The following is a 14,087-nucleotide window of genomic DNA, read 5'->3' as shown; positions in this document are numbered from 1 at the left end:
AGATTTGATCTTACAGACACTATAAATTTTGCACCTGATTGTCAGTTACATTTTGACTGTCAGAGACGTATTCAAGATACAAGATTTCATTATTCTTTTCAACAGCTAATTTTTTACTATCCTTAAAAGTTTGCATAGGAGTTTTTCCATAACAATATTTTCCTGAATGTGGTCGCTCATTATTGAAATGCTCTAACCAAATATCAAGATCTAATTGTAAATCATCAAGATCTGTATAAATCTTTTTCCGCATAGCTGTATCAAAGAATTCTTGTTTCATGGTTTTATTAAAACGCTCACACATACCATTTGTTTGGGGAGAATATGCCTTAGTTGTAGTATGCTCTATACCTTCGATACTTAGAAACAACTCAAAAGCATGATGCTCTATATTCCCCTTATATTCTGACCCACGATCTGTAAGAATACGAAGTATTGGTATCCCTTGGGTCTCGTACCATGGTAACACGCGGTCATTAAGCATATCAGCAGCAGTTAAAGCTGTTTTATCAGTATATAGTTTAGCATCAGCTACCCTAGTATAGCTATCAATAAATACCTGAGAATAAACCTTACCTATACCTTTGAAATTACCTACATAATACGTATCCTGACATCCTAGATAACCTGGATGCTGCGTCTCAGTTTCTCCATGAGCTTCTCTTTCATTACGACGCTCCTCTAGCACTTGTAATTGAGATTCAGTAAGAACAATACCATCCTGAGCCATCTTTGCTTCTAATGCTTTAAGCCTTTTACTGATATTGTTTAAATCATTACGTAACCAAATTGATCGCACTCCTCCAGGCGATACAAGTATACCGCTCTTCTTAAGCTCATTTGATACTCTTAGCTGACCATATGCTGGATATTCTATTGCCATATCCATTACTGCTTTCTCTATCGCTGGATCAACTCTATTCGCTATTATTGGCTTTCTTCGACTAATTTCATACAATGCCTCTTCGCCACCAGTTTCATACAGTGCTTTAAATCTGTAATAACTATCTCTACTATAGCCCATCGCTTTACATGCTGATGATATGCTACCAAGACTCTTAGCTAGTTCTAGTAACCCTATTTTTGGCTTTATTATTTTTTGATTTAAGTTCATTTTTCATCTCCATTTAATAATTAATTTATTTTACTAAATGTAAGATATAATCTCAACTATTACAGTTTTAATTACTGGATTCCCGCTTTTGCAAGAATGACATATTAATCATAATTTGTATATTTTATTATTCTTCTGTTATTATAAAGTATATATATTTGTATATAAGATAATTATGACTATATATGTTAACTATTTTAGAAAAATTCTTATTCTCTTCTGTAAAAACGTTCATCAATATACGTGAAGATACCGTATCTGCTCTTAAAAGGCTTGGTATTAACAATATTCGTGATTTATTATTTTATCTACCTGTTTCATATCAAAATAAAATATTATCGCCTAATTTAACTGAAGTTAGAGACGATGACATAATCCAAACAGAAATTGTAGTTGAGAGCATTAATTTACCCAAGAAAAGTAGTCAGCCTTTAACAATTACAGCTAGCAATGATACTGGTTCTTTGTTATTAGTGTTTTTTCATAAACCCCCACCGTTTATTTTTAATAAGCTGCAAGTTGGTACTTCTCATATTATCAGCGGAAAGGTACAATTTTTTGATCATTACTTACAAATTGCGCATCCTGAATTTATTGTAAATCCTAAACTCGCAAAAGAAATAGAGCCGATTTATTCCCTGACATATTTACTTAGTAACAAACAGTTATATTCATATATCATAAAAGCAATAGAGATATTTGAAGAGAAGTGTAAGAGTATAGAAGATAAAGAAGTAAAAGATTATTTAGATATTATATTGCAGAATTTGCAAATGTTGCATGTTTTCCATCATTGCGAGGAGGCATGCATGCCGACGAAGCAATCCAGTAATGTAAAATTAATAAATTCTAGATTGCCGCAGCCCCTAAAGGGGCTTCGCAATGACGATTTATATACTAACGCCAAAAAACAACTAGCAGCTAAGGAGCTTATCGCTAATCAAATATCTCTTTTAAATGTACGTACGCAAATAAGTAGAAGACAAGGTAATATTTACCCTAAAGCTGTATCTATTCAAGCAAATATATTAAATGAGCTAGGATTTGAGTTAACCTCTTATCAAAAGCAAGTCATAGAAGAAATAGAGTGTGATCAAAGCGATAAAATAGAAATGATGAGATTGTTGCAAGGCGATGTTGGTTCCGGTAAAACTTTGGTAGCTCTGCTGACGATGGTAAATGTGGTAGCCACTGGATTTCAAGCAACGCTTATGGCTCCAACTGATTTGCTTGCCAATCAGCATTATGAGTTTTTTGTTAAAGCTTTAAAAAATACTAATATAAGAGTCGGGTTACTTACAGGTAAGATACTGGGGGCCGCTCGTAAAAATATTATGATACAACTTGACAACGATGAGATTGATATATTAGTCGGCACTCATGCTTTATTTCAAGAAAAAGTAAGTTTTAAGAAATTAGGTTATATAGTTATTGATGAGCAGCATAGATTTGGGGTACAACAGCGTTTGAATTTAATAAATAAAGGAGTAAATCCCGATGTGTTAGTTATGACTGCAACGCCGATTCCTCGAAGTCTTGCACTTACTATGTTTGGTGATATGACTATCTCAAAGCTAATGGGTAAGCCGAAAAGTCGTTTACCTATCGCTACAAATACCATGTCCGTTAATAAGATAGAGCATATTATAGTAGCGATAAATAAGAAGCTTATTGCAGGTGAGCGGGTATATTGGATTTGTCCATTGATAGAGCAGGGAGGGAAAGAAACGCCGGAAGAGGATAGTTTATTGATGGATGTGATGAATCGTTTTAACTCTATCGACAATATCTATCAAGGTTATACCGGTATTATTCACGGTAAGATGAAGAACGAGCAGAAAGACCAAATAATGAAGCAATTTAAGGAAGGTGAAATTAAGATATTAGTTGCAACAACCGTTATTGAAGTCGGAATAGACATACCTGAAGCCACTTTGATAATTATTGAAAATGCTGAGCAATTTGGTCTCGCTCAACTTCATCAGCTTAGAGGTAGAGTAGGGCGGGGTAGTTTGCAGTCATATTGTATATTGTTATACAATCCTAAAAGGCTTAGAAAAGTTGCACGAGGTAGGTTTGAGATAATGAAACAAACTAATGATGGATTTTATATAGCTGAGCAGGATTTAAAACTTCGAGGTAGCGGTGAGATTTTAGGAGTAAAACAAAGCGGCGAAATCGCATTTTTCTTCGCCGATTTAGCGGACGATTATGACCTACTTCTTAAAGCGCATAAATTTGCGGCAATAGGCTCAAAAGGTAATGTAAATTTTGTTAACTTTCAGATCAAGCTCTTTGCCAAATCTCAAGTAAGCGAGTTGGTTTAGTTTGAATATGCTATTTCCGCTTGACATTGGCGTTGTTGCGTGGATCGATTTTTCCGTCATTGCGAGAAGAATTACGCAGTAATTCGATAAAGCAATCTCGTGCCAAAATCCTGAGATTGCCGTGCTCCTTTCAGTCGCTCGCAATGATGAAAAACCGTACCGTGCAAGCAAGCTTTTTTATAAAATCTAGTGTAGAAGTCAAGATTTGATCTTACAGACACTATAAATTTTGCACCTGATTGTCAGTTACATTTTGACTGTCAGAGACGTATTCAAGATACAAGATTTCATTATTCTTTTCAACAGCTAATTTTTTACTATCCTTAAAAGTTTGCATAGGAGTTTTTCCATAACAATATTTTCCTGAATGTGGTCGCTCATTATTGAAATGCTCTAACCAAATATCAAGATCTAATTGTAAATCATCAAGATCTGTATAAATCTTTTTCCGCATAGCTGTATCAAAGAATTCTTGTTTCATGGTTTTATTAAAACGCTCACACATACCATTTGTTTGGGGAGAATATGCCTTAGTTGTAGTATGCTCTATACCTTCGATACTTAGAAACAACTCAAAAGCATGATGCTCTATATTCCCCTTATATTCTGACCCACGATCTGTAAGAATACGAAGTATTGGTATCCCTTGGGTCTCGTACCATGGTAACACGCGGTCATTAAGCATATCAGCAGCAGTTAAAGCTGTTTTATCAGTATATAGTTTAGCATCAGCTACCCTAGTATAGCTATCAATAAATACCTGAGAATAAACCTTACCTATACCTTTGAAATTACCTACATAATACGTATCCTGACATCCTAGATAACCTGGATGCTGCGTCTCAGTTTCTCCATGAGCTTCTCTTTCATTACGACGCTCCTCTAGCACTTGTAATTGAGATTCAGTAAGAACAATACCATCCTGAGCCATCTTTGCTTCTAATGCTTAAAGCCTTTTACTGATATTGTTTAAATCATTACGTAACCAAATTGATCGCACTCCTCCAGGCGATACAAGTATACCGCTCTTCTTAAGCTCATTTGATACTCTTAGCTGACCATATGCTGGATATTCTATTGCCATATCCATTACTGCTTTCTCTATCGCTGGATCAACTCTATTCGCTATTATTGGCTTTCTTCGACTAATTTCATATAATGCCTCTTCGCCACCAGTTTCATACAGTGCTTTAAATCTGTAATAACTATCTCTACTATAGCCCATCGCTTTACATGCTGATGATATGCTACCAAGACTCTTAGCTAGTTCTAGTAACCCTATTTTTGGCTTTATTATTTTTTGATTTAAGTTCATTTTTCATCTCCATTTAATAATTAATTTATTTTACTAAATGTAAGATATAATCTCAACTATTACAGTTTATGATTAAAAAATATTGATACTAGTTTTGCATAAAATATAGTAGCACAAGACTCTATTACTAAATGGATAAGGACGGCTCTTTCACTATCTCCAAGAGTCATCATTTTTAGCGTAAACCAAGAACCTAAGGCCTCAAAAATAGAATCTGTAGTTTCTTCATTATTTTCTAGATTTTGGAATAATTCTATATTATGTCCAAATTCATCGGTAAGATGCTCCCATGCAAGTTGTTGAAATTCTTTTGTTTCAGAAAACACTACTCTTGCTAATACCATTTTTTGAAATTCGTCTGACCAAAGCCGAAAATGTTTAAGAAATTTATTTTTTCGTAGCGTACTATCTAACTTAATTTTAAATAGTTTGTTTTTTTTAAATTGCTCTTTATATTGTTCATTATCCAAAATTAAACAATCTATTATATTCATATATTTAATTATCAATATATTTAAATACTTTATTTAAATATATTAATATTAACTAAATTACGCTGTCACTCATTATTAATGTTTATTTACCAATTTTTAAAACCATATGTGTATTTATAGATGAATATGAATTGTAAGATCATAATGTGTATGCAGTAAATATATAAAACATTGCGACTTATCCATTTTAGATTTATAGCTATTTTTTGTGAATAATCGCTTAGGATCATTAATATATAGGTAATTGTTAAGAAAGTGAGGTTTAAAATTAAGTCAGTATTTGAAAAATTAAACTCATTAAAGGAAATCGCAAGAGTAAAAAGAGTTGAATGCACGAAAGAAGCAAAAATTGCTATAAAACAGCAAAGTTTTAAGTTTGTCTGCTCATGTTTTGAAATAAATCCAAGTATCATTGTAGCAATTACAAGAGTCCCGTAATCAATCAAAGCCCAGCTAATATACCACAATAGTACCATTATAATTGCATGACAATAACCGCTATAGAAAAAGCGAGTTAAAGAATTACGAAAATAATAAATATACCATTGCCCTAAATAGATAGAGATTAGAATATTTGTAGTAAGAAACTGTTTAAATAGTACAGTGGTATATATTTGTAATAAAACACCGAATATTATTATATGGGTTTTTGGTTTATCATGAAAATTATAACCGGCAAAAAAGCAAAATACTGGCATAGTTGTACGACCTATGATCCGCATAATCGTTAATTCAGGATATAGATATAAACCTACATGATCAATGATCATGGTTATAATAGCTAAGGCTTTTAGCCAATCCTGATAATTTGATTGGTGCTTATTTTTTGTTATTATCATAATTAACCGCTTTTAATAAATATGCCGTGCCGAAAAATGCTCCCATTCCAACTGCAATTGTACTACCTAGCATACAGACTTTAATCAGTAAATATTCCGAATAAAAATATTCTAAATAATAATGCTTTATTAAAGCAATTATAATAGACATCAATATACAGCATAACAAAATTTTACCGCAGAAAAGTTTTATACCGGCTTCTATATGAAGCTTATTTTGTTTTGTAGTATAGCTATATAATAAACCTAGATTATACCAAGCTGCAATAGATGTACCGACTGCAATACCGATATGTTTCAAAGAATCCATTAATAATAGGTTCATGCCGGTATTAATTATTATTGAAAATAAGGTTATTTTGAGCGGTGTTTTAGTATCTCCGTTAGCATAAAAAATAGGAGTTAAAATTTTTGCCAAAATAAAAGCAGGGAGCCCAAGTGCAAACGCAGAAATAGCCTCAGCTGTATTTGTAGTATCTTGGCTTGTGAATACTCCTCTTTCATAAATTATATTAATAATCGGATGAGATAGAATTATAATACCGAATGTAGCAGGCAACGATAATAATAATCCCATTCTAATAGCATTATTCTGTATTTTTTTTGCAGCTACTATATCATTTGATTTATAGATTTTTGACAGCTCAGGTAGCAATATAGTAGAGAAGCTAGTACCTATTATTGATAGAGGAAATTGATATATCCGGTCGGCATAAGATAATATAGAAATAGCACCTTCAATAAAGCTAGCAATAGATTGGGATATGAAAAGGTTTAATTGCTGTATGCCGGAGCTAATGGTTGCCGGTCCCATATTAATCAAAAGCTTTTTTACATCGGGATCGCTTGGGTTAAAAATTATCGGAAAGTTTAAATCCGCTCTTTTCACACAGACAAACATAAACGAAACTTGTAATATTCCGGCCATTATTAAAGATAAGCTAATTGAGATAGTAGATTCTATATAATGATCAAATGTTAAAGTAAAAATTATTACGCATATACTTAAAATAACCGGTGAAAAAGCAAATGCAGCGAATTTTTTTATAGAGTTTAATATTCCGCCAAGTAGAGCCGTTAATGAAACAAATATTAAATAAGGTATTGTAATTCGGCATAAAAATACCGTAAGCTCAAACTTTTCTTTTTTACCGTGGAATCCAGGAACAATAAACAGCATTAATTGTGGCATGAAGATTTGCATTAATGCTATTATTACTATTAATGTCAGAAGTAAAAGGGTAAAAATCTCACCTGAAAAATTATTAGCGGCTTTCTTAGAAATAAGCATTTTTTCATTATAAATAGGAATGAATACGCTTGATAATGCTCCTTCTGCAAAAATTCTTCTAAATAGATTCGGTAGTTTAAAAGCAACATTAATGCTATCACCCATAGACGTAGAGCCGAATAATGATGCGATAAACTGTTCACGCACTAAGCCAAATATGCGAGAAATTAATGTGAAAAAAGCTACTACGACTCCTGAACGAAATAATCGACTTCCTACATAACTTGCTTCTAAGGATAATTTGTGCGTCGCTCCGGTACTCGCATCCTCACGTACTAAAGTGTACGCTGCGGTGCTGCGTTCTGTGTCTCCTACAAATTCCTCTTTATTAGCTACGTTATGCAAGAAGTCGGTCACTGTTTGTTTTTTATCTTATTTTTCTGATGTCATTCCCGCGGAGGCGGGAATCCAGTAAAACCTATAAAAAATAAAAACTTGTTTTTATAGGTTTATTTTGTTAATTAATGTGTAATTGTTGAGATCGGGATTAAGGCTACTTTTTCTGGATTCCCGCCTCCGCGGGAATGACATCAAGCACCATGCAAGCAACGTCATGAATTCTTATCCCTAGCTGACCCTATCTATTCCTTCATTGATTAAAGCGTCTGCTTTTGATTTATTTTCCCATCCAGTAACTTTAACCCATTTACCTTTTTCTAAATCTTTATAATGCTCAAAGAAATGCACGATACGTTTCTTGAGCATGTCACATAAATCATCTAGCTCTTTAATATGATCGAAAGTAATATCGAGCTTAGAAGTCGGTACTGCGATTATTTTCTCATCAAGCCCTGATTCGTCTTCCATCATCAATACACCGACTGCTCGGCATTTTATAACCGACCCAGGCACTACCGGATGATGAGCTACGACAAGTACGTCTACCGGATCACCGTCATTTGAAAGAGTATGAGGAATAAAACCGTAATTGCATGGATAGCTCATGGTAGTTTGCATAAAGCGATCAACAAAAATTGCTCCTGATTCTTTGTCAAATTCGTATTTGATTGGACCGCTATTCATCGGAATTTCGATAATTACGTTTATTTCGTAATTATTTGCTTTTGCTTTGATTTTATCTATAAACATGTTTTTATTTATTTGGTTTAGTTATTTTTCGTCATTTTGCGAGGAGAATTACAACGTAATTCGACGAAGCAATCTCAGGCCTATTTTACTAGATTGCCACGTCGCTTCGCTCTTCGCAATGACGTTGTTATTGCGGAGGTCTGTAATTCTCATCATGCTTTGCAAGTAATTGTCTTGCTATAAATTTCCCGTTCGATAATTGCCCGATGGCAATAATTCCTTGTCCTTTACGAAATAGAGCCGGAAGGGCTCCTTGATATAATATCTCGAAATCCTTAATATTATCGGTAATAACAAAACTTATCTTATCATCAGCAATTTTATTTATTGAGTCTGTTTTAACAAGCCCACCGACTCTTAACTCTTTGCCTTGTTCTATTGCATTAATTTTTGACGGCGGCAAAAAAAATACTATATTTTTCTCTAAATTGTAAAGTATTATACTAATTCCTAAACATGCTGAGCAGAAACAAATAATTATTGTTATTAATCTATTTCTTACTCTCTTTTGCATTAAAGTTCTGTTTATTTTTCAATGACTTGTAATTTAAAAAACTTACAATTAACAATGTCGCTAAGGTTAAAAAGGTAAATAAATACGCTACCGATATATAATTATTCATTTCTTAAAAATTCCATAATTTCCTTAGGTGAAGAATCTAAATAGAAATGTTTCAGATATTTTCCGTTTGCATCGATTAAATATGTAAAAGATGAATGATCAAGCATATAGTTCGGGTCGTCATCATCACCATGCACACGAGCATAGAAAACCTTGAATTTATCAGTTACATCTTTTATTTGCTGCTCGTTACCGGTAAGACCTATAAATTTCGGATGAAAATGTTTTAGATATTCTTTAAGTGCTATAGGAGTATCACGTTTTGGGTCAATAGTGATAAAAACAGGTAGAATATCTATTTTATGTTTATTTAAAATTTCTACAATCTCCGTCATTTTATTTAGAGAGGTTGGGCATATATCAGGACAACTAGTAAATCCAAAGTAAATGAGGCTTAAGTTGCCTTTCAACTTATCACTATTAAATATCTCTCCATTTTGGTCTATTAGTTCAAAATCACCGCCGATTTTTACGTTATCTTCATAGATATTAACTTGACCGGCAAGTGGCTTTTCAGGCGTTCTTAAAGATAACAACAAATATAATGCTCCTACTCCTATTAATAAGCTAATTACGATAATTATTTTTATAACATTTGACTGTATTTTCATAAGATATTATCCATTTTTGCGTTGTCATCCTAGCTGGTCCTGCTGTATGGCTCTTATGTCATTCCCACAAAAGCGGGAATCCAGAGAAAAGTGAAAATGTCATACCGTGGCTTGACTACGGTATCTTATATCACAGGCCGTGTTCTAAGATCCCGCAATCAAGTTGCGGGATGACATTAAAGGTTACTGGATTCCCGCTTTTGTGGGAATGACATAAAAAGACCATACAACAAAGTCTACTCTTTTACACAAGCCCTAATTTTTTAGGTTTAAAATATTGTACCCAAATATCTATTAACAATTTAGTAATGATAATCGCCGAAAACATTGAAGATATAATCCCGATCGTTAATGCAACGGCAAAACCTTTTATTGCACCTACTCCAAATATATAAAGTAAAAAAGCAACGATTAAAGTAGTTAGGTTAGCATCAAGGATAGTGGCAAACGCAGATTCAAAACCGGTTCTAATAGCATAAAGATTAGACACTCCTTTATGCAGTTCCTCTTTAATTCTTTCGTAAATCAATACATTAGCATCAACAGCCATACCCATAGTGAGTATTATTCCTGCAATTCCCGGCAGAGTTAAAGTAGCTTGGAAAAGTGAAAGTAAAGCTAAAATATATAACAATGCAAGGCTTAAGGCTATATTGGCAAATAAACCAAGCACACCGTAAGACCAAACCATAAATATACACACTGCTATAAATCCTATAAGTTCTGCCTTTTTGCCCGACTCTATAGAATCAGCACCCAAATTTGGACCTATACTTCTCTCTTCAATAATTTTAAGTGGGGCAGGAAGCGAACCGGCTTGCAATAATAGTGCAAGCTCATTTGCCGACTCAACGGTAAAATTTCCTGTTATTATACCTCTTCCGCCCATAATCGCTCCGTTTATCGTTGGAGCACTTAGTAATTTATTGTCTAAAACTATAGCAAGGCGTTTACCGGTATTATTTTTAGTTATTTCACCAAATATTTTACTACCTAAATTGTTGAAAGAAAAAGCAACTACCGCTTGCGAATTTTGGTCAAAAGAAGCTGAAGCGGTTGTAAGCTGATCCCCACCCAAAACAACTTTTTTCTTTATAACGACATAATACTCCCCATGACTTTCGTTATCTCCCTTAACTAGCATTGAACCTACTGGAACATGTCCTTTTACCGCTTCTTCGATATTGGCATTTTCATCAACTAAATGAAAAGTTAGCTTTGCAGTTTTCCCTAATATATTCTTCAGGTAAGAGGGATTTTCTTCACCGGGAACTTGCAGTAATATATGCTTATCGCCTTGTTTCTGTAGGGTCGGCTCTTTAGTGCCGGTACTATCAACTCTCATGCGAACGATCTCAATAGATTGGTCTACTACCTTATTAAGTAAGTCATTTAATCTAGATTCGCTGTAGCTAAGCTTTATTTTATTTTCATTTACTTCAGCGATAATTTCTGGATCGATTTTATTAATTATTTTCTTTAACGGCTTTAATTTCTCAGGCGATCTTACTTCTAATTGAATGCTATTTTGTCTAACTAACAGATTTTTATAGCCGATTTTATCCTCACGAAAATTTTTGCGTAAAGTGTCGGCAAGATTTTCCATTGAATCATTTAAGTAGGTGTCAAAATCAACATCGAGTAATAAATGGGCTCCTCCTCTAAGATCAAGTCCTAGATTTACTGAATCATGAGGTAGAAACTTAGAGTTTACCTGCATGAAATTAGGTAAGGCACAAATAACCGCAAAAACCGTACATATAATTGAAAGAAAAATTTTCCACTTAGGAAGATTTTGCACCGCTTACCTTCTTATTTTTTTTGTTTTCTTTTTTTACTGCTACTGCTTTTGTACGACTAGTTATATCGATAATAGCACTTTTTAAAACTTTAATACGTACATCTTTAGCTATTTCGATTTCAATATTATTGTCATTTTCACTTACTTTAGTCACAATACCATAAATGCCGCTATTTGTTAGAACTTCTTCGCCTTTTTTAACTTCACTTACTAATTTCTCTCTTTCTTTGCGTCGTGTTTCTTGTGGACGTAATAATAAGAAGTAAAATACAGCAAAAATTAAAACCATCGGTATTAAGCTTGTTAACCCCGATTGTAAAGAATTTGTTTCTGCAGGCACTACCTCAGTTTCCTGTATTTCTATAGTGTCGTTATTATTTGCCTGATTATCTTGCGTATTTGCTGACATATGTAATTTCCTAATTGTTGCAATAGTCTTCCTGTATAACCTCTTTCTAAAAGTAATTTGTATACCTTTGATACTTCAAGCTTTGGTACGTCACATTTTAGGCTTCGCCTTTGCTTTTTCTACGCTCCGCAGGCTCACCACTTATTTGGCTTCCAACTTTTGAAGTATCTGCGGTATACATCAATCGGGTACTCGCATCTCACGTCCCTTTTTGTACGCTGCGGTGCTGTGTGCCGTGTTTCCTTAAAATTTCTCTTTATAAGATAGGTTATGCACTAAGTCTAATAAAATAAAAATAGCTACCTAATAGCTTTAATGCAAGGGTAAAATAATAATATAAAATATATTTAAATGTATTTAATACTAATATAAGTTATCACAAAACCGATAAATGGCTATTTTTATGACAGTTATAACTACTAGAACTTCTAATGAACTAGATATTATACTTTCTAATGTTGTTAAGGAAATCGATAGACCAAAAGGATATATTATACGTAAAGCAATAGAAAGTTATATAGAAGAAAAAGCAGATTTATTAATTGCTTTGTCTTGTGTAGAAAAAAGAGAAGAAGTAATTTCATTAGAAGATATTAAGAAAAAATATGGTTTGGAAGATTGAATTGATGATAAACTTACTGATGTCATTTGCAAAAGGACGTTGTTGCTTAGCTCGAAAAACATGCTCTATGTCATTCCCGCGTAGGCGGGAATGACATAAAACGGACAAAATCACTGGAGCGGGTGAAGGGATTCGAACCCTCGACTTCAACCTTGGCAAGGTAGCGCTCTACCCCTGAGCTACACCCGCTTAAATAAAATAACGGCGTTTTAATGTAAAAAGTTTAAGGGGATCAAAATTAATTACATATAAAACGCCTTAGTGCTTTTTAATCTAAGCGAATCTGAATATTAAGTAATTATAAGATAAATTGCAAGTATTAAATTAGAAATTTATTGGCATTGCTAAATAAAGATATATTATTTAATAAATTAACGCCATTGCAAGGCAATTACAAAGTATATTGACTAAGCAATCCAGTTAAAAACTCTGTAAACTAGAATTTATTATTATTTTTTTAGATTGATACGCTCCTTTCAGTCGCTCAGCTCATTACGACACCTGTCTTGAGTTAGCAATGCTATAAAAAATCTAATTTTGTTAACTTGACTTTTATTTTTATATAAAACAGTATAGTTCTTTATTAATTTTAACTAATCTGTAAAAAAGTATGTGAAGTTACGCAAAAGAGCAAAAAAGTTTAGCCCGTAATCAAAAAGAAACAATAGGACTACTATCGATAGGTACGTTTCTTGAATATTTTGATCTCACGCTCGTACACATGGCGGTAATACTTAACGAGCTATTTTTTCCTGAAGCCGATGCACGAGCAGCTGCTCTATATTATGCCATTGCATATTGTGCAACATATGTATTTAGACCTATCGGTGCTTTAATATTCGGTTGGATAGGAGATACTATAGGTCGTAAGGCAACGGTCATTATTACAACTTTTTTAATGTCGCTTTGTTATCTTATAATGGCTAATTATAAAAACTTATGCCGAAATTGGTATTACGGGGATTTTTGTAGTAACTGCGTGTCGTATCGCTCAGGGGATGTCCTTTATAGGGGAGGTAGTAGGTGCCGAGCTTTATCTAACCGAAATGACAAAAATTCCTCAACGTTATTGGGTGGTGGCTTCGCTTGTTGTTTTTGTAATTTTAGGTGCAACCGTGTAGCATTGGCGGTAGGAACACTTGTTACTTCTTTTGGACTTGATTGGCGTATTGCATTTTGGTTTGGAGCAGCTATTGCTATAGTTGGTGCTGTTGTAAGGACAAATCTTAGGGAGACTCCAGATTTCATTGATGCAAAAAGACGAATAAAGAAAACTGTAGCGCAAGCAGGGATAGATAGTAATCGGCTAAAATCAAGCCCTATTTGGAGTGAAAAAATTAATAAACCAACAGCAATAGCTTTCTTTTTGGTACATTGTGGAGCCCCGTTATGGTTTTATATTGTTTATATTTATTGCGGTAATATGCTAAAAACTCATTTAATTACAGTGCTACTCAAGTAATTCATCAAAATTTTATTGTTTGTGGTACAGAATTAATAAGTACAATAATTGTTACTTATTTGGTTTGTAAAATACATCCTTTAAAAGTCCT

Annotated in this window: 11 protein-coding genes, 1 tRNA gene and 3 pseudogenes; 3 read left to right on the top strand and 12 right to left on the bottom strand. The window is 33.5% G+C overall.

Translation table 11 applies throughout. The features are described from left to right. Positions 1-19: 19 nt before the first annotated feature. On the bottom strand, positions 20-1,114 hold the full coding sequence (locus tag RPR_RS03675; protein ID WP_012736375.1) for an IS481-like element ISRpe1 family transposase: 1,095 nt from the start codon (positions 1,112-1,114) through the stop codon (positions 20-22). Between the two features lie 185 nt (positions 1,115-1,299). Between RPR_RS03675 and RPR_RS03670 the strand changes: the two genes are divergently transcribed. After that, positions 1,300-3,441, top strand: a complete 2,142-nt coding sequence (locus RPR_RS03670; RefSeq protein WP_012736697.1) for an ATP-dependent DNA helicase RecG — start codon at positions 1,300-1,302, stop codon at positions 3,439-3,441. Between the two features lie 220 nt (positions 3,442-3,661). On the opposite strand, the pseudogene RPR_RS03665 reads toward RPR_RS03670, so the two are convergent. From RPR_RS03665 to RPR_RS09025, 10 genes and pseudogenes are all read right to left on the bottom strand, one after another. Beyond that, positions 3,662-4,756: pseudogene (locus RPR_RS03665) on the bottom strand (IS481-like element ISRpe1 family transposase). Between the two features lie 65 nt (positions 4,757-4,821). Continuing rightward, a pseudogene (locus RPR_RS03660) lies at positions 4,822-5,250 on the bottom strand (hypothetical protein); the annotation flags it as partial. Positions 5,251-5,336: 86 nt separating this feature from the next. Then, positions 5,337-6,089, bottom strand: coding sequence for a TraX family protein (locus RPR_RS03655; protein ID WP_012736696.1), 753 nt, complete (start codon positions 6,087-6,089; stop codon positions 5,337-5,339). Beyond that, positions 6,070-7,737 (bottom strand): murein biosynthesis integral membrane protein MurJ, encoded by a 1,668-nt coding sequence (gene murJ, locus RPR_RS03650; RefSeq protein ID WP_012736695.1) that lies wholly within the window; start codon positions 7,735-7,737, stop codon positions 6,070-6,072. Before murJ ends, RPR_RS03655 begins: the two co-directional genes overlap by 20 nt. A gap of 210 nt (positions 7,738-7,947) precedes the next feature. Next, positions 7,948-8,469 (bottom strand): inorganic diphosphatase, encoded by a 522-nt coding sequence (gene ppa / locus RPR_RS03645; protein ID WP_012736694.1) that lies wholly within the window; start codon positions 8,467-8,469, stop codon positions 7,948-7,950. 127 nt (positions 8,470-8,596) lie between these two features. Beyond that, positions 8,597-8,983 carry a cytochrome c maturation protein CcmE gene (gene ccmE / locus RPR_RS03640; RefSeq protein ID WP_012736693.1) on the bottom strand — a complete coding sequence of 129 codons (387 nt, stop codon included), beginning with the start codon at positions 8,981-8,983 and terminating at the stop codon, positions 8,597-8,599. 101 nt (positions 8,984-9,084) lie between these two features. Further along, complete coding sequence (locus tag RPR_RS03635) at positions 9,085-9,702, bottom strand: SCO family protein (RefSeq protein ID WP_012736692.1); 618 nt, start codon at positions 9,700-9,702, stop codon at positions 9,085-9,087. 244 nt (positions 9,703-9,946) lie between these two features. Beyond that, entirely contained in the window at positions 9,947-11,503 is a 1,557-nt protein-coding gene (secD, locus tag RPR_RS03630) for a protein translocase subunit SecD (RefSeq protein WP_012736691.1), read from the bottom strand. Beyond that, complete coding sequence (gene yajC / locus RPR_RS03625; protein WP_012736690.1) at positions 11,487-11,912, bottom strand: preprotein translocase subunit YajC; 426 nt, start codon at positions 11,910-11,912, stop codon at positions 11,487-11,489. Before yajC ends, secD begins: the two co-directional genes overlap by 17 nt. A gap of 20 nt (positions 11,913-11,932) precedes the next feature. Then, a pseudogene (locus tag RPR_RS09025) lies at positions 11,933-12,209 on the bottom strand (palindromic element RPE1 domain-containing protein); the annotation flags it as partial. A 94-nt stretch (positions 12,210-12,303) separates the two neighbouring features. Here RPR_RS09025 and RPR_RS03615 point away from each other — a divergent pair. After that, positions 12,304-12,534: an antitoxin of toxin-antitoxin (TA) system gene (locus RPR_RS03615; protein WP_012736689.1), complete on the top strand. Its 231-nt coding sequence runs from the start codon at positions 12,304-12,306 to the stop codon at positions 12,532-12,534. 114 nt (positions 12,535-12,648) lie between these two features. Here the strand turns inward: RPR_RS03615 and RPR_RS03610 are convergent. Next, a tRNA-Gly gene (locus RPR_RS03610) sits at positions 12,649-12,723 on the bottom strand. Between the two features lie 532 nt (positions 12,724-13,255). On the opposite strand from RPR_RS03610, the gene RPR_RS09020 reads away from it, so the two are divergent. Next, positions 13,256-13,996, top strand: a complete 741-nt coding sequence (locus RPR_RS09020) for an MFS transporter (protein ID WP_266105326.1) — start codon at positions 13,256-13,258, stop codon at positions 13,994-13,996. The last annotated feature ends 91 nt before the right edge of the window (positions 13,997-14,087 follow it).

Origin of the sequence: Rickettsia peacockii str. Rustic (assembly GCF_000021525.1) — a bacterium.
GTDB lineage: Bacteria > Pseudomonadota > Alphaproteobacteria > Rickettsiales > Rickettsiaceae > Rickettsia > Rickettsia rickettsii.
This window is presented reverse-complemented; position numbering and strand designations above follow the sequence as displayed.